Consider the following 22,466-nt stretch of genomic DNA (forward strand, 5'->3'; position numbering starts at 1 on the left):
AAGAGGTGCGGATTATAAAACATATCCGCACCCTCAAATTTAATGCTTGATCGGCGTGGTGTTCATAAAGTGCAGCGTATCCTCAAAAGAGCGAATACCTGCATCAGAGCCTAATCCGGTGGCAACAAGTGCTGCCGATGACTGCGCGAAATTGAGAGCGGTTTTTACGTCCATCTTGTGATGAAGCGCAGTGATGAAACCTGCATCAAAAGCATCGCCGCAGCCGGTTGTGTCGACCACTTCGATCTGGAATGCAGGCTGGCGCAATATCTCGCCCGAAGCTGCCATGTAACAAACGCCATCGCCACCGAGGGTAAAGACACAGTGCTTTACACCACGGTCGATGAAAAAGCGCCCGGCACCTTCCACATCGTCAGCACCTGAAATTTGCTTGGCTTCTTCAATCGAAGGCATGAAATAGTCGATGTAAGGAAACAGCGGCGCAATCAGGTCGAGCGTGCCTTCATTGGCACCCAAAAGATCGAAAGTCGTGGTGCGGCCACGCGCTTTTGCCTCGGCAAGCAATTTGCGGCTTGGCTCGCCATCAAGTTTTGCAAGCAGGCCCGTTCCACCCAGGTGGATAATCGGAGGCGCTAAAACTGCATCAAGTGTTTCGTCCGCAACCTCAAAATGATCCGATGCGCCACGCGCATGCAAGGCAGGGCGATCACCATTGCGGCGAATATTGAGAATTGACGCTGACGTCGGAACCCCTTTGAGACGCTGCATCTGTGCTGTATCGACACCAAAACGTTGCAGGGTTGCAAGAACAAAATCAGCCTTTTCATCATCTCCCACTGCACCCACTGCGAGGCAATCGAGGCCAAGCTTCGCAAGATCGACAACGGTTCCGCCTGCTGTCCCGGCAACGGTCAGTCGGATTTCATCGATGAAATCCACATTGCCGCCTTGCGGAATTGCATCCACGGGGCGCCCGAGAACGTCGAGAATATAAAGTCCGATAACGGACACATCGTGAGACATGAAATCCTCCCAGATGACGAACAGCTAGGCTCGCCATTGAATGTATTAGCTACGATTGCGCAGCGCGAAAATTGTGCCTGCAAGCAAAATAAAGATGCCGATAATGGCAAGTTGCAGGGTGCTGGGGATGCCCACAAAAATCAGCACATTGCTGACCAGCGTGATGAGAAAAACCCCGAGCAGCGTTCCGATAACCGAGCCGGAGCCGCCGGTAATGCGAGCGCCGCCAAGTACAACCGCTGCAATGATTTCAAGCTCCATCCCCGCGAGATCAAACGGATTGGCTAAGCGATTGCTCGAAACATGCACAACGCCGGCAATGCCCGCCAGTAGCCCCGCGTAGGCAAAGACAAAAATACGCACACGGAAGAGGTTGATACCAAGGCGTTCAGCGATGGAGGGATTGCCGCCAACCGCAAAGATCGCACGGCCCATCAAAGTGCGTTCAAGAATGAACCACGTCACAAAAGCCGCAACAACCAGTACAAGCACAGTTGCAGGCAGGACCGAAACAACGCCATTTGATGCCTGATGCGTAAACAAGGAAGCTTTGCCGAAAGCATCCATTGCGGACGGAATATTCATGAACAGCGCTGTGCCAACGAAAGTCAGCAGGAAGCTTCTTATGACATATTGCGTTCCAATGGTGACAATCAGCGATGGCGCGTGCAGCTTCTGCACGAGAAAGCCGTTCAGCGCGCCAAAACAAGCGCCCCCCGTAGCTGCAAGCACCAGAATGACCGCCATGGGCATTTCTGGAAACCAGTTCGTCACCAGCATGGTCAAAGCATACATCACAAATGCAGCGATTGCAGTAAAGGATACGTCAATACCGCCGGATGCAAGCACCACAAGCACACCCATGGCAAACAGTCCCCGCACCACGGAAGCACGCAGAATATCGACCATATTGCTCATCTGAAGAAAATCAGGGTTTGCAGCAATAACAACCAGACAGGTAATGACCACCAGCAACAGCGTGAAAAGCTCGGGTCTTGTTCCCATCAAATCCCATGCGCGGCGCAAAATGCCCCGGTTTTGAGCGCCGGATTTTTCTGCCGAAACAATATCGGTCATTGCGCGATCTCCTTTGCAGTGCTGGCCATGGATGCGTAGATCGCGTCTTCAGTCAGTCCATCGGCATTGTGTGCAGCAACGATACGGCCCTGGCGCATGACCAGAATGCGGTCGCAATTCTGTAAAAGCTCAGGCAAGTCATCGCTAATTATGATGACACCCATCCCATCGTCGGCGAGACGCTGGATGATGCGAAAAATTGTGTCTTTCGATCCCACATCCACACCCACCGTTGGTCCATGCAGGATAAGCAGTTGCGGATTAATAGTTAGCCAGCGACCGATTAAGACACGCTGCTGATTGCCGCCGGAAAGCGATTGCACAGGGATAGAAACATCGGGTGCAACAATTTGCAGATCGGAAACGCTATCTTCCGCAACTTTTCGGGCTCTGCGCGAACTGATGACACCCAGAGCATTGCGCAGGCGGTTCAGAATTGGCAGCGTGATATTGTCCTGAATAGGCTTTTCAAGGAAAAGGCCTTCCGTCAGTCGATCTTCGGGAACATAGCCAATACCATATTTAATAGCGTCGGCTGCAGATTGCGGTGCGATATCTTTGCCATTCAGTTTTATCGTGCCCGATTGCGCAGGCACAACGCCCGACAGCGCCAGAGCAAGCTCATTGCGCCCTGAATCGAGCAATCCGGTAATGCCAAGAATTTCGCCCTTTTTAACTGTCAGCGAGACCGACTGAAAGTTTTGTCCATCGCTTAGCTGATCGACATCCAGCATCACCGAACCAAGTTTCGCATCCGTGCGATAGCGCGTTTCGCTGATCTCGCGGCCTGTCATCCAATGGCTGAATTCGGCCTTGGTATGCGTGGCAACATCAAGTTCCGCCACCTTCAAACCATCGCGCATGATAAGTGCGCGACCGCCCAGTGATTTACACTCATCGAGCTTGTGCGTGACAAAAAGAACGGCAACGCCTTTTTTCAACAGCTTCTCGACAACGCGCAAAAGATTGACAACCTCCTGCCGTGTCAGCGAGGTGGTCGGTTCATCCATGATAACCAGACGTGCTTCGGAAGCGACCGCACGCGCAATGGCGATCAACTGGCGTGTTGCAAGCGGCAGCGTATCTGTGCGGCGCTTTAGAAATGCGCCATCTGTCGGCAGATGAACTTCTGCCAATGCGCGTCGCGCTGTTTCATGCAGTCCTGCAATATCGAGCCTGCGGGCAAGCTTGCCAGAAGCTTCGACAAGCTGTTCAGTAAAGGCAACATTCTCTGCTACTGAAAGATTGGGCAGCAGCGATAAGTCCTGATAAACGGTTTCAATTCCCGCGCGCAAAGAACCGATGGCACCAATGTCGCCTGCACGGGCGCCTGTTGGTTCACCATCAATGAAAATCTGCCCTTCATCGGCAGGCTGTGCGCCGGAAAGAATTTTGATCAACGTACTTTTGCCACAGCCATTCTCTCCCATCAGATGGTAGATCTGGCCTGCTTCAATCACAAGGCTGACTTCTTTAAGCGCCTTGACGCCACCAAAGGATTTCTTGACGTTTCTGATTTCAAGAAATGGTGGCGGTGATGCAGTTTTTGAATCTGTAGCGTGCATGGAAAATTCCCGAAACTCTCAGATATTCTTAGTGATGCATTGGTTCCGGGGCTGTCGTGGTGCGAAACAGCCCCGGAACCCTATTGATTGGATCTATTCGTTATCAGAACGGATAGTTCTTATAGTTGGACTTGTCGACGTCCACCCATGCCTGACCCTGAATGATCACGCCTTTGCCTGGACCTTTAACGACGGTGACTTTCTCATAGCCCGGAACACCAAGGTCCATTCCGTCCTTGATTTCCTGACCTTGCAGAACCAGATCAGCGACCTTGTTCATCACATACCCAGCATCCTTCGGATCCCAGAAGAATATCTGGTCAACAGCGCCGGTATCGAGATATGGGCCGGTGTCTTTCGGCAAACCAAGACCATAGACGCAGGTTTTATCCTGAAGGCCGGCTTCTTCAACAGCGCGGCCAATACCGATCACGTCAATTGCAGAAGAACCCTGAAAGCCCTTGATGTCCGGATATTTGCGTAGAATTTCCTTGGCCTTTTCATAGGCTTTGTTGGCGTCGTTGAAGGATTCATTCTTCTCGGCAACCAGTTCCATTTCCGAATACTGCTTTGCATTTTCTGCGCCAGCGTCAACCCACTGGTTGTGGGTCAGACTACCCAGTGAACCCACGAAGGAAGTCCATTTACCCGACTTGCCCATGCAGTTTGCAAGCGCTTCGTTGATACGCTTGCCAAAGGCCTTGTTATCGAATGCTTCAATGTCGACATCGACATTGGTCATGCTGTCGCCTTCATGCGCAATAACCTTGATGCCACGTTGTGCGGCGCGGCGCAGAACACCTTCAAGGGCGGATGGATCCATTGGCACAACGGCAATCGCAGAGACATTCTTGGCAACGAGATCTTCGAGAATGCGTGCCTGCTGAGCCGCATCAGCCTTCGCCGGGCCGACCTGGTTCGTGCTGACATTGGTATTGTCTTTGCCATAGGCATCGACACCTTCGTTCATGCGGGTAAACCAGTTTTCACCAGTCACCTTCACAACGGTGGTGATTGTCGGCTTGTCCTGCGCGATGGCAGTTCCGGCCAACATAACGCCTGCAAGCCCGGCAAGCATTGTACAGGTCATAAGTTTGGAAATTCTACGCATATTTTTCCTCCAATAATAAAAGATGCTTATTCTCGAACTTCACTCTTTTGGGTCGGCAAGTTCCCTCCCGGCCAAACCCATCAGAGAATTGGTCATCGCCTCAGCCGAAGCCAGTAACCGATGTGCACACGGGCCGATGCCAACAAAACCAGCAGCAATACGCCCCACGCCAGATCGCGGAAAAAATTGGAAATGTTCATGAAATTAAACAGGCTTGAGAGAATCTGAAGTGCAGTCGCAGCAAGAAGTACACACAACACTTTGCCATATCCGCCTTCCGGCTTTACGCCGCCAAGCACTGCGATCAGAATTGCAATGAGCACGTAGGAGCCGCCGTAATCCCATTTCACTGATGAGTTGCGGGCTGCAATGATAATCCCTGCAACTGACGCAAGCACACCGCAGATTGTGTAGGTTAAAAGCAGCATACGCTTTTCGTTGATGCCGCCATACCGAGCAGCCTTTGAATTGCTGCCCAACAACATCAGCTTGACACCAAACGGCGTATATTTGAGCACAAATGCCAGCAATGCGGCTATAGCAAGAAACAAAGCAAAGCACATTGGGATGCTCAGGATGGGCATATTGCCGAAATTATCTAGCGGCTCAATGTAGCCCAGACTGATGGCCGAACCATTGGTGAGAAACACCGCAAATCCAGTAAATACGAGCTGCGTGCCGAGCGTGGCAATCAGCGGCGTGAGACGAGCATAGGCAATCATAATGCCGTTTATCAGTCCGCCAACCAGTCCAACCACCAGCGCCAGACCAGCGAAAGTCCATGAAAACAGAAGCGGCGCATCATCTACCGGAATGAAATTGCGCGTCAAAAGAAAAGCGATAATGCCTGCAAGATTAGCAAGAGCTATACCAGACAGATCAATACCGCCATTTCCCGAAATCATAGCGAGCATAACGCCGAGCGCCAGAAGGCCGAGCTCTGGAACCTGTGCTGCCATGGACTGCAAATTATAGCTGTCCATAAAGTTGGCGCCTGCAAATGCAGCTCCAGCAGCAAGCACTGCAACATTGATCAAAAGCAGAAAGAGTGTCTGCCTGTCCACGCCGTTCGATGACACGTCATCTCCTCCCAATATCAAGGGCTCCCACCCTCAAATGCACCGGCTACACCAGCTCACCCGAACTATGTCACCCGATACTGACATTTGTCAGTAGTCATTATCGTTTGTCAACATATTTCGCTTAACACCCGGAAAAACCCCGCAAATACGCGTTTTTAAACAGGTTTTTTGAAGGCACTTGTGGCGCTGCAACAAATGGCAGATCGCGCCAACAAATCATATTTTGACATTTGTTAAATATTAATCGAATACTTTCAGAAATTGCAAACCGTAATTTATTGCTGCTCAAATTCAGGGCAAAATAGTGCGCGCGCAGTTTCGTGCGCGATAAAAATTTCGTTTGTATAATGAAGGGTGGTCACATGAACGGTCTAGCCGCCATCTCGGACCCAAGCAGCAAAAGACAAACCAGAAAACCGCGGCGGAAGGTAATAGGGCTAATCCGTTGACGAACGAATTGCCCCACACACATGCCAATCAACGCCGGAATAAGTGCGCCGGTTGAAAGAACAAGCTGCTCAACCTGAAAAGCTCCATGTGTCCCAAGCCCAATAGCCATTGCTATGGTTGAAACTGTAAATGATATGCCGAGCGCCTGAATCAGATCATCTTTAGACAGACCAAGAGCCTGAAGATAGGGTACGGCCGGAATGACAAACACGCCTGTTGCACCCGTGATCAAGCCGGTCATTAACCCAATCAATGGCGACAGCCAGTATTCAGTTCTTTGTGCGACAGTGATCTGACGTGCGCAGAGTGTGTAACCGGAATAAATAACCAGAGCGAGACCAAGCAGGCCTGCCGTCAGGTCAGGATCGATATTGGCGATCCATGCCGATCCAATTACCGTCCCCGCAGAAATAGCCAGCATCATCGGCCAGAGTCTCCGCAAGAGCGCACCGAAGCTCGGCCCGGCCAGAAGTTGCCAGATGTTGGTAACAAGCGAAGGCACGATCAGCAGGCTTGCAGCCGCAAGTGGCGAGACAAGCGCACCAAGCACGCCCATGGCCACGGTTGGCAACCCCATTCCGGTGACGCCCTTGACAAGGCCAGCGACCAGAAAAGTCAAAAAGACGATAGATAATAACGGAAAAGAGAAATCAGACATGCCAAAAAATCACAAATAAAACGATCATCCGCAATGTGGATAAATCGGTACCTGACTTCGGCTATACCGAAGGCTGATTGTTGTGTAATCTTCGCAAATGCGATTTGATTTAACCGACCTTCGATTGTTTCTTGCCGTTGTCGATGCCGGTAGCATCACGCACGGTGCTGTGGAAGCAAGTCTCTCCCTGCCCGCCGCAAGCGAACGCTTGCGCGATATGGAACTTACAGGTGAAGTCCTGCTACTTCATCGCGGGCGCAGGGGTGTGGTTCCAACAGAAGCAGGTGAAGCACTTGCCCATCATGCACGTACGATCCTTCACCAAATGGCGCAAATGCGTGGTGAACTGGGACATTATGCGAAGGGAATGCGCGCCACAGTTCGCATTCTGGCCAACACGGCAGCCATTACCGAATATCTGCCAGAAAGGTTGGCATCATGGATGGCGGTCAATCCTCAAATCGATGTCGAAATGAAAGAACGACAAAGTACAGATATTGCGAGAAGTATCTCGGCAGGCTTTGCGGAATTGGGAATTCTATCGAGTGCTGGCGAGACCAGCGGTCTGATTTTGTACCCGTTCGCCGTTGATCGACTGGTCGTGGTATTTGCGCCGGATCATGAGCTCGCACTCAAACCGCAACTTCGCCTCGCCGATTTGTTGAATGAGCATTTTATCGGCCTGACCAATGGTGCATTGCAGCAGCATATCTCTTTTCAGGCAGCGCAGCTTGGTGCGAAACTCAAATTCCGCATTACACTTCCAAGTTTTGATAATATTTGCCACATGGCGGGTAAGGGAGTGGGTATTGGTATCGTGCCGGAATCGGCAGCACGTCGCTGCAAGCACTCAAGCCGCATCGCCATTACTCGACTTATGGACCACTGGGCAATGCGCCAATTGTCTGTCTGCGTGCGCGACGATGCAGACCTTACATTGCCTGCCAAAAGCTTGCTGGAACAGCTGACCAAATCGGCATGATTGTCATCAAGAGCGGCGGAAACTCTGGAACACTTCTGATTCAAACCTTGATGATGTTATTTGGCCATGGATTACGGCCTTCACGAAGCCACATCAACGTATCGAGCCAGAAGCCATTGACATGACTATCGTGGAAAAGCCCGAAATGGCCGATTGCGTCACAATCATAATCTGATGGCTGGAGGAGAACCGAAGTCCGCTCGGCACTGACATAGTAATCAAGCGTGCGCCCAATTGCGGCGGGCGTGCCAAGTTCATCGTCTGAGAACGCAACAGCAAGCGTCGGGGCTGTCATAGAGGCCATGCGAGCTATTGCTTGTTGCCGTTCTGAACGCGAATGACTGCGCTCAAACCGCGGCCCTCGAAAACTCCACTCATTGGCAACACCTGATGGTAGATCTTCCAGCCAACCAAGTTTACGGCCTGGAAAATATCCTAAGATTGCGGTCAATAGAGGCATGACGACATGCCATTTAAGCACCAGTGGAAGCCGTCGACGCAAAGCATAATCGCCCCACCATGCATATTGTGCGCCGACCGTTAACATTCGGTCGATCCGATATGCGCTTTGAGCAAGCCCCGGAAGAAAGCCTCCGATACTGTGTCCGACCACGATCAAATGACCGCCGCCGCCTCGGTTCCCAGCAAACCGCAGGACCGCTTCGAAATCGCGCTCACCCCAGTCGCGCCAGCGATAATCACACTCCCTTAGGCGTTCAGGTCTGGAAAGACCTATTCCCCGATAGTCATAGGTGATGACGTCGAAACCATGCGATGCCAGAAACCGTGCATAACGATGATAATATCGGGCAAGCACACCTGTTGCAGGGTTGATGATGACGGTTCCCAGTCGATTTTCTTCGGCGGTACGCCAGTAATGCCCACCGAGACGGACCGCGTCATGGCAGACAATAGTGACTGGCTCCGCATCAAAGCGGCTGTCTTGCGAAGGTTGAATCCTCATCGTGTAAACATACCTGCATCACGCGCTTGTGTATATTCACTAGTCGGTATACTTTTGGATATGGTCAAAACCCGTATTTCCACACGAGAGAGGATTATTGAGGCAGCCGGAAAGTTGTTTCACGCGGAAGGCATTCGCGATGTCAGCGTCGATACGGTCGCCCAAAACGCGGGACTGACGAAACGAACCCTCTATTATCATTTCAGCAGCAAAGATGATCTGATTGCTGCCTATCTTGAGGCGCGCGACCAGCCCAATCTCCTGCTATTCCAGCGCTGGTTTGCGGAGACAGAAGGCAGTGTCGCAGACAAAGTGCGCGGTATTTTCCTTAATCTCGCCCGGTCTGCAAAACACCCCAAATGGAAAGGGTGTGGCTTTCTTCGAACGTCTGTTGAACTCATTCAATTTCCAGGCCACCCCGCCATGATTGCTGCACGCATACACAAGATGCGGGTCGAAGATTGGCTGTGTTCGATTTTCGAAGAACAGCAAGCCCCCGACGAGGCTCGAATTCTTGCGCGTCAGATCATTCTGTTGCTTGATGGCGCCTTCGCCGTCGTACTTCTGCATCGGGATGAGAACTATATGCTTTGCGCAGGCGAGGCAGCAGCGCAGTTAATCAATCAACGGCTTGCAGCGCCTTCTGCGCAAAACCTTGAAGAGGCCATCCGAGAGAGTTGAGAAATTCGCTCCACGAATTTTATTATAGCGCCTAGATAAAAGCTGTCTTTGGCTTCCAGATTTATTGGCCCTAGCCTCCGTGTGTGAGTTCTGCCGCATTCAGAGCGCCGACTTTCAACAAGGACGCTCTGCCTTTCTTGGGAGGAGGGGTCATGACTAAATTATTCACGCCTTATATCAATCGTCGCCACCTGTTAGTCGCCATGGGGGCAAGTGCATTTGCTTCAAGTTTCGACGCACTTGCACCCTCATCGGCTTTCGCTAAAGCTGAGAAACTTGGCACGACCATTCCAGGCTGGTACCGCTTCAATATCGGCGATATTGAAGCCTCAATCATTTCGGATGGTTTGCTTGATCTGGGGTCAGCAACTGACCAGTTTCCGGCTGCACCCGCCGACGAAATCACTGAGATTATGAAAAGTGAATTTCTACCGGTAAAGCCTATGATGCTGGAACAAAATTGTCTCGTCATCAATACGGGCGACAGGCTTGTCTTGTTCGACAGTGGTATGGGAGCGGACAAGCTCTTCGGGCCGGAATCGGGTCGGATGCTTAAAAATCTGGCGGCTGCTGGCATAAATCCCGCAGATATTGATGATATTGTTTTAACACATGCGCATTGCGACCATTGCTGGGGCATGGTGGCAGAAGATGGCAACTTGAATTTTCCAAATGCACAAGTGCATATTTCTGAGGCTGATTTCGATTTCTGGACAGATGAAGAAAAGCTAAAAGCGGATGGCTTTGTGCCGAAGTTTGTAGCAGGTGCGCGCAAAAACCTTTTGCCATATCGTGACCGCATGCATTTCGTAAAAAACGATAAGGAAGTGTTGCCGGGCGTAACAGCATTGACAACGCCGGGGCATACGGTGGGGCATACATCCTACGTAATCTCGTCAGGCGATAAAACCTTCCTCAATGTCGGCGATGTTGTGCATCACTACGCTTTGCTGTTTCAGAATCCACAATGGGAATTTGCGTTCGACAGCGATCCCAAAGTAGCAGCACAGACCCGAATGAAGCTTTTCGACATGGCGTCCACGGATGAAATGCCGATGATCGGCTATCACTTTCCGTTCCCTGGCCTTGGTCACATCCGGCGCGAGGGCGATGCCTTTGACTATGTACCGATCCCGATTAAGCACGCCTGATATGAAAACGGCCGGAACTTCCGGCCGTTTTTTTCAATTCTCAATCATCAGACGTTTGAGCCTGCATGGTCATAGCACCATCAGCGTTCAAAACCCAGAACCTGTTGCCGCTGTCCTCGCGTTTGGCGTTAATCGTAAAGGATGAACCATCAAACAACGGCGACAGGCCCCGGAAGCTGAAGCGCTTTGGCAAACGATTATCATTTAACTGATACGCCATACGCAGCATGTAATTTGCTTGAAGCGGGCCATGCACGATCAGGCCTGGGTAAAACTCTTCATCAATGCAATAATCACGATCATAATGAATTCTGTGACCATTAAAGGTCACCGCCGAATAACGCATAAGCAACGTCGGCGTTCCATCGATTTCAAGCATCATATCCGGTTCGACAAAGTCCGCCTTGGGCGGCTTATTATCACTCGGCGCTTCCAGCGCACGATAGACAATATCATGACGTTCATTGAGTATGACATTACCATCGACAGAATATTCGTGATGAACAGTGACGAAGCACAGCGTTCCGCTGCGCCCCGCTTTGACGGCAATATCATCAACCCGTGAAAGGCGACGAACACTATCCCCGACCCGAAAACCGCTGGAGAAACAGAGTTCTCCGCCCGCCCACATTCTGCGGGGTAGCTGCACCGGCGGCAGGAATGCACCGCGGGCAGGATGACCATCTGCACCAAGGCCAGACATCGGCACAATGTCTGGAGACAGGCACCAGTGGATACCAACCGGCGCAAGATCGCCTGCCTTCAGGTCGCATGGTTCATCGAGAACCGCGGCCAATCCGTTTGCAAGGCGTGGCGTGATGATATCGAAAGTTTCACGCTCGGAACCCAGCCATTTTTTCAGATGTTCGACATCGATTTTCTCAGACATGACAAATCTCAATATGAGCGGGGAAGACCGAGAACGTGTTCGGCGACATAGCTGAAGATGAGGTTGGTGGATATTGGCGCAACCTGATACAAGCGGGTTTCACGGAATTTGCGTTCAACATCGTATTCGCTGGCAAAACCAAAGCCGCCGTGAAATTGGATGCAGGCATTGGCGGCTTCCCATGAAGCCTGAGCCGCGAGATATTTTGCCATGTTGGCCTCTGCACCACAGGGTCTTCCGGCATCGTACAATCGGCAGGCCTGATAGCGCATCAAATTAGCGGCTTCAATCTCGATATGCGCCTGTGCAATCGGGAATTGGACGCCTTGATTTTGACCTATGGGACGACCGAAAACGATGCGCTCCTTGGTATATTCAACCACTTTGTCGATAAACCAATAACCGTCACCAATACATTCTGCTGCAATCAATGCGCGTTCGGCATTGAGGCCGGTCAGGATATATTTAAACCCCTGGCCTTCCTCCCCGATCAGATTTTCAGCAGGGATTTCAAGATCATCGAAAAATAGCTCATTGGTCTCATGATTGACCATATTGCGTATGGGGCGCACCTCCATACCCTGCTTGATGGCATCTTTAATATCGACGAGGAAAATGGATAGACCTTCAGACTTCTTTTTCACCTGATCGAGCGGTGTCGTGCGCGCAAGAAGAACCATGAGATCAGAATGCTGGATACGCGAAATCCAGACTTTTTGACCATTTATGACGTAGCGGTCGCCCTTTTTGATAGCGGTCGTTTTAATACGTGTCGTATCCGTGCCGGTTGTTGGCTCGGTCACGCCCATGGATTGAAGACGCAATTCGCCGGAAGCAATTTTTGGCAAATAATGTCGCCGCTGCTCTTCGGAACCATGCCGGACCAGCGTATTCATATTATACATCTGTCCGTGACATGCGCCCGAATTACCGCCCGCACGATTGATTTCCTCCATGATGACAGAGGCCTCGGTTAGACCAAGACCTGCTCCACCATATTCTTCCGGGATCAGTGCTGCCATCCAGCCTTCGCGCGTCAAAGCTGCCACAAATTCATCAGGATAGGCACGCTCTTCATCGATGCGGCGATGATACTCAGCCGGAAAGCTTTGGCAAAGGGTCCTGATACCGTCGCGAATATCGGCAAAGGCTTCATTTGGATTCAGAAAATCATTCACTGGTCATACTCCGGAAGAGCGAGCGGCACGAGATTGACTTCACTGATCTCGCGCTTCGATAAAATTACTCAGGACAAAAGCGTGCGAATATCCGCAGTTGAAGGCAGGTTTTGCAGCTTGCTGAAAAGCACATCGGCGTCGGCATTTAATACCGGGCCAGCAAGTGTGCTGAACTTTGCCGCCAGTGCCTTAGGCGAAGGAAACGTTTCGGGTTCGCCAGAGGGGTCAGCAATACGCAGGCGATGCGTTTTGCCATCCACGGTGACGTCAAGCGTTGCACCAAAAGGATGCTTGAGCCCTTCCAGCCGTTCATCATGTACGACATCCACCCGATCGCTCAGCGCATCAACTTGCGGATCGCCCAACAGATCGTAATCGTCCCAGCCAAATTCCCCGCGCAGCAATGCGACCGCTGCCGCAAACGGCATGGAAAACTGACCTTCGACGATCGTACGGGATCGGCGTTTCTTATCGAGTGGCGCACCGACCAGCGTGATACCGTTTATATGCAGCCCGACGGTAATACTTTCGATGTCATCTGCCTTGAATTGATGCTCACGCTTGAGTGCAAGAAGGCCATCGACAGCAGCGTGGGTGTAACGACAAGCCGGATAAGGCTTGACGCCGATATTCATGGTTTCCCAGACAGAACCGAGCCCGGTAATTACAAGGGCAGGATCGGCATTGTCGCTATAGCCTTTCAGGAAACCATGCTTGCCATCGATAACATCAATCGCACCGACAAAACCCTCGGATGCGAGTGTCGCTGCCATCAGCCCTTTCATCGCCGTCTCGCCAACCTGATAGCGCTTGTTCCATGCTCCATTGATCAAAAACTGCAGTGAGCCCGATGCCTGACTACCAGCAACGCCGAAAGCGCTCACCATGGCATCTGTATCAAGACCGAAAATTCGCCCGGCTGCAGCGGCGGCACCAAACGTACCGGCAGTAGCAGTGGGGTGAAAACCGCGTGCATAATGCGCGCCTGGATCCAGTGCCATTCCAAGCCGGCAACAAACTTCAAAGCCAACAACAATCGCTGCAAGAAGATCGTCGCCCGACGCACCAGTCATTTCGGCTGCCGCAAAGGCTGCGGGAACAACCGGTGCACTGGGATGCAAGGAACTGTCGGCATGTGTGTCGTCAAAATCAAGAGAATGCCCGAATGCACCGTTTAAAAGGGCAGCAGCAGCGGGTGGATAGCGACGATTAAGCCCGAATACGGTGCACTCGCCATCCCCATCCATTCCCATCCGTCTTAGCATTGCCAGAATGGATGCTGTGGAATCGGCTTCATGTGCGGCGCGTATGCCAGATCCAATCAGATCCGTTGCAAGTGCAAGCGCACGTTGTTTGACCTCTTGAGGAATTTTGGCAGAAGAAGTGTCGGTTGCGAAATGAGCCAGAGTGTTTGTGACGGACATCGTCATCAGCCTTCAGTCTTGAATTCAGTACCAGCACGCAGGCAAATCTGACGGGCACGCAATATGACGGGCGCATCAACCATGGCACCATCAACACGAAGTGCAGCATCGCCGCTTTGAGCAGCGTCTAAAACGCGGCAAGCCCAATCGAGTTCTTTTTGTGACGGCTTAAAGCCCTCGCGCGCTAAAACGATCTGGGCAGGGTGAATAAGCAGCTTGCCGCCAAAACCAAGCTCCACGGAATGAGCGCAATCATTAAGAAGTATATCTTCGGCGTTGATTGCCGTTGTCACACCATCCAGCGGTGCCGGAATATTCGCAAGCCGAGAAGCCAATACGATTTCGCTGCGTGCATTCAGAAGCGACAGCTGCGTATGCCCCATCGCAAGATCAGCGGCATAGTCAATGGAGCCAAATGCGAGACGCGCAGAAGTTTTTGCAATTTTGCGAGCGTTCTCAAGCCCTTTGGCACTCTCGATCAGGGCAATGACAGGATGTTCGCATCGGGCTGCAACGCACTTGATATTGTCATCGCTTTCAGACTTCGGCAACATAACGGCAGCAAGTGGCAGTTGCTTGACGATGCGCAGATCATCGTAATGCCATGCCGTACCGATCGCGTTAATCCGCACAATCAGAGGCAAAGCGGATGATAATTCTGCGAGTACTCTAGCAAGTCCCTGACGGGCTGCGGCTTTATTGTCCGGTGCGACAGCATCCTCAAGATCGAAAATGACTGCATCAGGGCGAGCATTTATAGCCTTTGCAAAACGTTCAGGCCTATCTGCCGGAACAAAAAGCGGGAGCGATATTTTGTCTATCATCGTGTGCATAGATACTGATCCGATCAATTCTCGAAAAAGCATGGGCGACGATGTGCTATATTGGAAATATATTTTTAATCGGGTCTGTATAGCGAAACGTGATAGTTCACCCCAATCATCCGCATTCGAATTTATATGGCGCGCCATAAGGCATTATAACATTGCGATATAACCGATGGAGGAAGCTGTTATTTGAAGTGATAGCTTATTTGGCCAATTCTAGAGCAACATGAAGCTCTCCCTGAGCTTCGCTTTAAAAAGTTTAAGAAGCCAAGGTTTGCTCAATGAAATCCAACGATCTGGAAGGCCTCCTTGTCGTATCCGTAGAACAGGCAGTTGCTGCGCCTTATGTGTCATCCCGTCTTGCAGAAGCAGGCGCACGCGTTATCAAAATTGAACGCCCTGAAGGCGATTTTGCCCGCGGCTATGACGCTCTCGTTCACGGTGAAAGCGCTTACTTTGTCTGGCTCAATCGTGGCAAAGAGTCGGTTTGTCTGGATCTTCGCGAAGAGCAGGCACGCACCACACTTTCAAACATCATCACCAAGGCTGATGTGTTTATTCAGAATCTCGCGCCCGGCGCCATTGATCGACTTGGCTTTGCGCCAGACAAACTGCGCAAAGAGAATCCACAGCTCATAACAGTGTCTATATCGGGCTATGGAGACGAAGGGCCTTTCCAATATTTGAAAGCTTATGATCTTCTCGTTCAGGCAGAAAGCGGGCTTTCATCTATAACCGGCACGCCGGAAGGCATGACGCGGGTGGGCGTATCTGTCTGTGACATTGCGGCAGGAATGACCGCCTATCAGGCCGTTCTGCAAGCTCTGATCGCTCGTGGAAAAACCGGACAAGGACGGCATCTTTCCATATCGCTTTTCCACGCTCTCGCCGACTGGATGAACGTACCTTATCTTCAGTATACGTATGGTGGAAAAACACTGGGGCGTAATGGCCTGACGCATCCGACAATTGCACCTTACGGCGCTTATGCAGGCAGTGACGACAAGGAAGTTTTATTCTCGATTCAGAATGAGCGGGAATGGCATCAGTTTTGTGCTGAAGTTCTCAATCAGGCTGAGCTGGCTAAAGACCCGCGTTTTGATAATAATTCAAATCGGGTTGCCAATCGGGTATCGTTGAACGACATCATCAATGCAGTCTTCAAAACACTCACACGCGATCAGCTTGTTGAGCGTTTAAAAATCGCCAACATCGCCTTTGGGCGTGTGTCGACGATGGAGGATCTGTCTGAACATCCTCAAAACCGTTATATCGAAGTAGAAACACCGACCGGCCCCGTGCGTATGCTTGCCACAGGCATTCTTACAGACGGCGAAGATATTCAACCCGGACCTGTACCCGCACTGGGGCAGCATACCGGATCAATATTGGCAGAGTTTAGCAAAACTTGTCCTGCCTGAACGAAGGAACAATCTATGTCCCTTGATCGTCCGCATAAGAACTCATCAATCGCCCGTGCACGTGCGGTCAAGGCTGACACATTCAGCATTATTGCCAATGCTTTACACAAAGTGCAGGCCAGACAAATTGTTGATTTTGGCTGCGGTTATGGCGAGATGGCCGCAAGGCTCGCGGCTGATGGCTTTGACGTGACAGGCGTTGATCCATCAGCTGAATCGATTGAGCAAGCTCGCAAGTCACACCAACATTTAAGCTTTATTGAAGGAACGGCTGAACAACCTCCTCTTGAAGTAGGGAGTTTCGACGCCGCATATTTCCTCAATTCTCTACATCATGTGCCGCCCGCCGATATGCAACAGGCTGTTATGGCAGCCGCCACTATTGTGCGTCCTGGCGGTTTGGTTCTGGTCATCGAACCACTGGCTGCTGGAAGCTTTTTTCGTGCCATGCGACCCGTCGAAGACGAAAGCGAAATCAGGGCACTTGCCGCACATGCCGTCGATATGCTGATTGGCGATGGAACGCTAAAGCTGGTTGATCTACAACGCTGGGATCGCGAGAGTAAATTTCAATCTCTGGAAGACTTTACAGATTATCTCCTGCGTGTTGATCCACAACGCTCTGAATCTATTCATAAAAACAGTGTTCAGCTGGCGAAGGCGTGGCGGGAGAATGTGACCATTCGCGAAAACAGCGCATCTCTGTCTCAGCCCTTGGTTTGCTGGATTCTCACGCGTCGATAAACATTATATTGCGTTCAATAAATTCAATAGCTATGCTTTTCGCTTATAAATGTTAGCCTCTTTCATAAGGTAAAGTGATGGATATTCGACAGCTTCGGTATTTCGTCGCTATTGCCGAGCAAGGCTCATTTTCGCGCGCAGCCAATCTATTGCACATCGCTCAGCCCGCCTTGTCGCTGCATGTTCGAAATATGGAATTTGATCTCGGAACGCCGCTGCTTTCCAGAAGCCCGAAGGGCGTTGTTCCTACCGAAGCCGGTGAAATCCTTCTTAAAAATGCTCGCATCATTCTCGACCAGCTCACAATCGCCGAGGAAGAAATACGCGGGCACGACAATGACCCGAGCGGAGAAGTAAGACTGGGGCTTCCGGGTACGATAAGCCAAATTCTGGCAGTACCGCTCATTCTAGCTGCCCGAATGCGTTACCCGAAAATCAAACTGCGTATAGCAGAAGCCATGAGTGGCTTTGTTCTGGAATGGATGCGTGATGCGCGGATCGATCTTGCAGTCCTTTATCGCAACGTCGATGATCGCGGCATAGCGATGGTGCGCATGCTGGAAGAGGAACTCGTTTTCTTTGGTCCCGCCGAGCCTGTAAAAGATGTGACTGTTCCTGCACCGGGGGAGATTCTGGACTACAAGCTTATCGCTCAGTTGCCATTGATACTGCCAAGTGAAGCGCATGGCCTGCGCGAGCTTCTGGAACGGCAGGCAATTTCGTTTGATCTGCGGCTCAACACAATTATTGATGTCGATTCTTACTCCAATATTAAGGAACTGGTTCGCTCCGGCATCGGCTATTCCATCCTGCCGTTCAATGCCATCGCGCGTGAAGTGGAAGCAGGAATTCTCACGTGTTGGAAGATTGCTAACCCTCAGATTCAACGTTCCATCTATCTGACGCACTCAATTGAACGGCCGATGACAAATGCCGTTGCGGCCATCGAAGCGCTTAGTCGGGAGGTCTTGCGCGATCTGGCTCGAACGGGTCAGTGGGCAGGCGCAACGATCCTTCCTAACAATTCCGATAGCGTTTAAAAACTCCCTTTTATCCAAGGCTTTGCCATATAAACTTTATCGCTTTGGCTTTAGCTAGAACGTTTTTATATGGCGGGAAGCGAATTAATCAATTTGATACGCGCCCCTCTCCTCATCACAATATGGCTAACCTTCGAGGGATTTGGGATCGGAGGAACTGGGAGGAATTATGGGAACGATGAATCATTTTTTTGGAGCAACGGGTAAATTGACCTCGGCAGCTCTGATTTTCGCTGCCGCAACCGCACTTTCGACAACCGCATATGCTGCCGAAAAGCCAAAAGAACTTCAGATCGGAATTACCACCTATTCGTCAGGTGCACCTTCAGTCTTTGGTGTTCCGGGACGCGAGGCAGCCGTCATGCTTGCCGAGCAGATCAATGCAAAAGGCGGCATCGATGGCGTGCCAATCAAATTGCACTTCGTCGATGAAGGTGCAGGTCTTGAAACATTGATGACCGAATATCGCCGTCTCGCTGAAGATGTCGGCGTTGATGTGATGTTCGCCTCCATTTCCTCAGGCGTTTGTAATAAAATAGCGCCCCTTGCAGAAGATCTCGAAGTCGTCAACTTCATGTGGGATTGCGGCACGCAACGCATCCTCGAAGACGACAAATATAATTATGTGTTCCGTACACAGGCCAATGCAACGCCCGAAGTGCTTGCACCGCTGGCCTATCTGCTCAAGCACAATCCTGATTTCAAGACTATTGCAGTGGTTAATCAGGACTATGCCTGGGGACGTGATAGCTGGGAAATTTTCTCAACAGCTTTGAAAACCCAACGTCCTGACGTTGAGGTGGTCGCCGAACTGTTCCCAGCTTTTGGTGCAGCAGACTTCTCGACAGAAGTTTCGCGCCTGCAAGCTCTCAAGCCAGATGTCATTCTGTCCACCTCATGGGGTGGCGATCTTGATACTTTTGTGCGTCAGGCCAAGCAGCGCGGTCTCTTTGACCAGTCAAAATTTGTTCTGGCGCTGGCAGAATCCTCACTTGAACGTCTTGGCGACGATCTTCCGGAAGGCGTTATCGTAGCAGCCCGCGGGGACCATTATTTCCTGCATCCGGAAATGCTTGAAGACGAAAAGTTTAAGAAATTCAATGCGGACTTCAAAGCCAAGACCGGTGCCTATCCAATCTATTCCGTCTATCACATGGCTCAGGCCTTCGCGGCTCTAGAGGCCGTTTATGCAAAGGCCATTGCAGCCAATGGTGGTGAGTGGCCGGATAAAGATCAGATAGCAGAGGCCATGGTTGGCCTCGAATATAAGGGCTTTGGGCGTCCGCTGGTTATCCGTGAAGATGGTCAGGCTGTTGAAGCGCAGCTTGTCGGGACGACCGCCAAAGCGGAAGCCTATCCATTCAAGATTATAGATAAAATGGAAATCTACGATGGTGCCGGAATTACAGCACCTGTCGGGGAAAACTCGATCGAATGGATTAAGACTTTCCCTGCGGACAAGCTCAAGATCGACGGCACAAGCTACAACCACAAATAATGATGGCACCGGCCCCATCGCAGAGCATCGATGGGGCCGTTCAACTGATCATTGCGGATTGTGCTGGATAAAAAGCAAGCAGGAACAAATCTATGACTTCTAATTTCGTCGTTCTGGCATTGCTCGACGGCATTGCCTACGCGTCATTGCTTTTCCTTGTCGCTGTTGGCCTCACACTCATTTTCGGTGTTCTGGGTATTCTCAACATAGCGCATGGTAGCCTCTATGCAATTGGCGCGTATGTTGCAGCAACAATGGGTCAATGGCTAGTGAGTAATGGCTATAATCCCTGGCTCACCTACCCCGCACTGCTTGCCGCAGCCATTCTTGTCGGCGTTTTGCTCGGCGGTGTGATCGAAAGATTTCTGCTTCAGCGCATTTACAACAAAGAACCCGTTCTCCAGCTTCTGGTGACGTTTGCGGTGTTCATGATCCTCGAAAATCTGCAGCGCATGATCTGGGGTGTGCAGCCCTATTATATGTCTACGCCGCTGACATTGCTCGGCAATGTGTCTTTCCTCGGTATAAATTATACCGTCTATCAGGTACTCTTCCTGCCATTTGCTGCCGTGATTGTGCTGATCTTCCTGCGTTATTTTTTACGCCACACCAATACCGGCTCACAAATTCTGGCAGTCACAGAAGATCGTGAAGCCGCAACTGCAATTGGCATCAATGCAACCCGCGTTTATCTGCTGACATTCGTGCTCGGCGCATGCTTTGCAGCGCTTGGCGGCGCGCTGGCAACGCCCACGACATCTTTGGTCACGGGCATGGGTGCCAATATGATCGTGCTGTCTTTTGCTGTTGCCGCGACCGCCGGTCTTGGTCAGATCGAGGGTGCTGCAATCTCCGCTTTGATGATTGGTATTGCGCGCGCTTTTGCCGTGCATCTTAGCCCGGAACTTGAAGTCATTACGCCTTATCTCATCATGGTGCTTGTTCTTCTGGTGAAGCCCAACGGCCTGTTTGGCAAAGAAACCGTGAGGAAAATCTGATGGATAAGCGATTTCTAGCCTTTATTGCCGTCATCCTCGCACTTGGAATCCTTCCCTTCGCGATGGACAGTTCGACGACGTTTGTCGCCATGGTCATGGCAAAGAGCCTGGCAGTGCTTGGAATTCTGATCCTGCTGCGTGCAGATCAGGTTTCATTCGGGCATGCGATGTTTTTCGCAATAGGCGCTTATGCTGCCGCGTTTCTTTCAACGAGTTTCCGCGGGATTGACCTCTCGCTTCTGATTTTGGCCGCTCTTGTCGCCTCACTGCTTGCGGGCTTGATCGTTGGCGTTTTTGTTACGCGCTATCGCGGCATTTTCTTTGGCATGATCAATCTTGCCTTCTCGATGGTTTTTTATTCCATTCTGGAAAAAGCCTTCCACATCACCGGCGGTTCCGATGGCATGCGTATTCGGCGTCCGACATTCCTTGGAATGGAGTTCAAGCGCGCTGAATTCGATCTGGTGATCTATTTTGTTATCCTCGCTTTGGCGGCGCTCTGTTTCTTTCTGGTCTGGCGTTACCTTCGCTCTCCGCTGGGACAGGCGCTGCGCGCCATCAAAACCAATGAAACCCGCCTTGAATATCTCGGCCTCTCGGCAAAGGCAGTTTTGTTAACCGGCTATGTTATCTCTGCCGTATTGTGCGGACTTGGCGGTGTTTTGATGGGTATCGTGCAGGGACTTGCTACGCCCGAACATGCATTCTGGACCCGCTCATCCGAGTTTGTCTTTATCGCAGTCCTCGGAGGCCCCGGTCACGTTGCAGGTGCATTGAGTGGAACCTTTATCTTCGAGCTTATCCGCACTTACGCAGCTTCACTGCTCACCGATAGCTGGCAGCTCATTCTAGGCGTAACGCTGATCATCATCATCCTTTGGGCTCCGGGCGGCATCGTTGAACTTTGGAACCGCGCTTTCAACCGAAAGCGGGCAAAATCCGAAGGCAGTGTCACAGCAACCACATCTTCAGAGGCAAACCAATGACAGCTCAGACGACTACGCCGCTGTTGCTAAGGGCTGAAGGTCTCAAGCTCCGTTTTGGCGGCATCATTGCCGCCGATGGGATCAACCTTTCGCTTTACGAAGGTGAGCATCTGGCAATTATCGGTCCCAATGGGGCGGGGAAAACCACGTTCCTCAATATCTGCACCGGTTATCTGCGCCCGCAGGCGGGGTCGGTGGTGTTTGAAGGCAAGGAAATTACAGCGCAAAAGCCGCGTTCGATCACGCGTCTCGGCATCGCACGTGCGTTTCAGATCCCGCAACTCTTTGCCGAACAGACGGTTCTGGAAAACATGCTGCTTGCGGCCTCGGTTCGCGAACGGCATTGGAACCTTCTCAGATCGCTTTATGCGATCCCTGAGCGCGGCGAAATGGAAGCGCTTCTGGAACTGGTTGGCTGCGCCGATATTCGTGACCGTTTGGCCAGCGAGCTGCCGGAAGGCAAGCGTAAGCTTGTGGATATAGCAATCGCACTTGCGCTGAAACCACGCGTGCTCCTCATGGATGAGCCGACTTCCGGTGTCGCCTCTGCCGACAAATTTGCGGTGATGGAAACACTCATGAACGCATTGCACAAAGCCAAAGTCAGTTCGGTCTTTGTGGAACACGATATGGAAATGGTCTCGCGATACGCAACCCGTGTTGCCGTCTGGGCACAAGGCGTCATCCAGACGACTGGTGACCCTAAAAGCGTACTCAATGATCCAGAAGTCATTCGCAATGTGATCGGAGGCTGAC

The 22,466-nt window shown here is 51.4% G+C and carries 21 protein-coding genes; 10 read left to right on the forward strand and 11 right to left on the reverse strand.

Going from position 1 to position 22,466, the window contains the following annotated elements:
• Positions 1–39 precede the first annotated feature (39 nt).
• The 6 genes from CEV31_RS16865 to CEV31_RS16890 form a co-directional block, all read right to left on the reverse strand.
• Positions 40–984, reverse strand: a complete 945-nt coding sequence (locus tag CEV31_RS16865; protein WP_094508715.1) for a carbohydrate kinase family protein — start codon at positions 982–984, stop codon at positions 40–42.
• A gap of 45 nt (positions 985–1,029) precedes the next feature.
• The gene (locus tag CEV31_RS16870) at positions 1,030–2,061 is read right to left on the reverse strand and encodes an ABC transporter permease (RefSeq protein WP_094508717.1); all 1,032 of its coding nucleotides are present in this window, start codon (positions 2,059–2,061) and stop codon (positions 1,030–1,032) included.
• Positions 2,058–3,626: a sugar ABC transporter ATP-binding protein gene (locus CEV31_RS16875; protein ID WP_094508719.1), complete on the reverse strand. Its 1,569-nt coding sequence runs from the start codon at positions 3,624–3,626 to the stop codon at positions 2,058–2,060. Before CEV31_RS16875 ends, CEV31_RS16870 begins: the two co-directional genes overlap by 4 nt.
• Before the next feature lie 103 nt (positions 3,627–3,729).
• Positions 3,730–4,737, reverse strand: a complete 1,008-nt coding sequence (locus CEV31_RS16880) for a substrate-binding domain-containing protein (protein WP_094508721.1) — start codon at positions 4,735–4,737, stop codon at positions 3,730–3,732.
• Between the two features lie 92 nt (positions 4,738–4,829).
• Positions 4,830–5,816 carry an ABC transporter permease gene (locus tag CEV31_RS16885; RefSeq protein WP_094508724.1) on the reverse strand — a complete coding sequence of 329 codons (987 nt, stop codon included), beginning with the start codon at positions 5,814–5,816 and terminating at the stop codon, positions 4,830–4,832.
• A gap of 361 nt (positions 5,817–6,177) precedes the next feature.
• Entirely contained in the window at positions 6,178–6,927 is a 750-nt protein-coding gene (locus CEV31_RS16890) for a sulfite exporter TauE/SafE family protein (RefSeq protein ID WP_094508726.1), read from the reverse strand.
• 97 nt (positions 6,928–7,024) lie between these two features.
• Here CEV31_RS16890 and CEV31_RS16895 point away from each other — a divergent pair, with 97 nt between their 5' ends.
• A complete protein-coding gene (locus tag CEV31_RS16895; protein ID WP_094508728.1) occupies positions 7,025–7,909 on the forward strand; it encodes a LysR family transcriptional regulator in 885 nt (294 codons plus the stop codon).
• Positions 7,910–7,949: 40 nt separating this feature from the next.
• Here CEV31_RS16895 and CEV31_RS16900 read toward each other — a convergent pair whose 3' ends face one another.
• Positions 7,950–8,873: an alpha/beta hydrolase family protein gene (locus CEV31_RS16900; protein ID WP_094508730.1), complete on the reverse strand. Its 924-nt coding sequence runs from the start codon at positions 8,871–8,873 to the stop codon at positions 7,950–7,952.
• A gap of 60 nt (positions 8,874–8,933) precedes the next feature.
• Here CEV31_RS16900 and CEV31_RS16905 point away from each other — a divergent pair, with 60 nt between their 5' ends.
• Both CEV31_RS16905 and CEV31_RS16910 read left to right on the forward strand, forming a co-directional pair.
• On the forward strand, positions 8,934–9,554 hold the full coding sequence (locus CEV31_RS16905; protein ID WP_094508732.1) for a TetR/AcrR family transcriptional regulator: 621 nt from the start codon (positions 8,934–8,936) through the stop codon (positions 9,552–9,554).
• Between the two features lie 152 nt (positions 9,555–9,706).
• A complete protein-coding gene (locus CEV31_RS16910; protein WP_094508734.1) occupies positions 9,707–10,705 on the forward strand; it encodes an MBL fold metallo-hydrolase in 999 nt (332 codons plus the stop codon).
• Positions 10,706–10,745: 40 nt separating this feature from the next.
• Here the strand turns inward: CEV31_RS16910 and CEV31_RS16915 are convergent, their stop codons facing one another.
• The 4 genes from CEV31_RS16915 to CEV31_RS16930 all read right to left on the reverse strand — a co-directional run bounded on the left by CEV31_RS16915 (position 10,746) and on the right by CEV31_RS16930 (position 15,029).
• Positions 10,746–11,594, reverse strand: a complete 849-nt coding sequence (locus CEV31_RS16915; RefSeq protein ID WP_094508737.1) for an FAS1-like dehydratase domain-containing protein — start codon at positions 11,592–11,594, stop codon at positions 10,746–10,748.
• 8 nt (positions 11,595–11,602) lie between these two features.
• Entirely contained in the window at positions 11,603–12,772 is a 1,170-nt protein-coding gene (locus CEV31_RS16920) for an acyl-CoA dehydrogenase family protein (RefSeq protein ID WP_235818141.1), read from the reverse strand.
• Positions 12,773–12,840: 68 nt separating this feature from the next.
• Positions 12,841–14,196: an MmgE/PrpD family protein gene (locus tag CEV31_RS16925; protein ID WP_235818142.1), complete on the reverse strand. Its 1,356-nt coding sequence runs from the start codon at positions 14,194–14,196 to the stop codon at positions 12,841–12,843.
• A 5-nt stretch (positions 14,197–14,201) separates the two neighbouring features.
• Positions 14,202–15,029 (reverse strand): HpcH/HpaI aldolase/citrate lyase family protein, encoded by an 828-nt coding sequence (locus CEV31_RS16930; protein ID WP_210190944.1) that lies wholly within the window; start codon positions 15,027–15,029, stop codon positions 14,202–14,204.
• A gap of 275 nt (positions 15,030–15,304) precedes the next feature.
• On the opposite strand from CEV31_RS16930, the gene CEV31_RS16935 reads away from it, so the two are divergent.
• The 7 genes from CEV31_RS16935 (at position 15,305) to CEV31_RS16965 (ending at position 22,465) form a co-directional block, all read left to right on the forward strand.
• On the forward strand, positions 15,305–16,444 hold the full coding sequence (locus CEV31_RS16935; protein WP_094508743.1) for a CaiB/BaiF CoA transferase family protein: 1,140 nt from the start codon (positions 15,305–15,307) through the stop codon (positions 16,442–16,444).
• A 15-nt stretch (positions 16,445–16,459) separates the two neighbouring features.
• Positions 16,460–17,188 carry a class I SAM-dependent methyltransferase gene (locus CEV31_RS16940; RefSeq protein ID WP_094508745.1) on the forward strand — a complete coding sequence of 243 codons (729 nt, stop codon included), beginning with the start codon at positions 16,460–16,462 and terminating at the stop codon, positions 17,186–17,188.
• A gap of 77 nt (positions 17,189–17,265) precedes the next feature.
• Complete coding sequence (locus CEV31_RS16945) at positions 17,266–18,228, forward strand: LysR family transcriptional regulator (protein WP_094508747.1); 963 nt, start codon at positions 17,266–17,268, stop codon at positions 18,226–18,228.
• A 169-nt stretch (positions 18,229–18,397) separates the two neighbouring features.
• The gene (locus CEV31_RS16950) at positions 18,398–19,726 is read left to right on the forward strand and encodes an ABC transporter substrate-binding protein (RefSeq protein ID WP_235818143.1); all 1,329 of its coding nucleotides are present in this window, start codon (positions 18,398–18,400) and stop codon (positions 19,724–19,726) included.
• 92 nt (positions 19,727–19,818) lie between these two features.
• The gene (locus tag CEV31_RS16955) at positions 19,819–20,724 is read left to right on the forward strand and encodes a branched-chain amino acid ABC transporter permease (RefSeq protein WP_094508749.1); all 906 of its coding nucleotides are present in this window, start codon (positions 19,819–19,821) and stop codon (positions 20,722–20,724) included.
• Positions 20,724–21,710, forward strand: coding sequence for a branched-chain amino acid ABC transporter permease (locus tag CEV31_RS16960; RefSeq protein WP_094508751.1), 987 nt, complete (start codon positions 20,724–20,726; stop codon positions 21,708–21,710). Before CEV31_RS16955 ends, CEV31_RS16960 begins: the two co-directional genes overlap by 1 nt.
• Positions 21,707–22,465, forward strand: coding sequence for an ABC transporter ATP-binding protein (locus CEV31_RS16965; protein WP_094508753.1), 759 nt, complete (start codon positions 21,707–21,709; stop codon positions 22,463–22,465). Before CEV31_RS16960 ends, CEV31_RS16965 begins: the two co-directional genes overlap by 4 nt.
• Position 22,466: the final 1 nt, after the last annotated feature.

Source organism: Brucella thiophenivorans, from assembly GCF_002252445.1.
GTDB lineage: Bacteria > Pseudomonadota > Alphaproteobacteria > Rhizobiales > Rhizobiaceae > Brucella > Brucella thiophenivorans.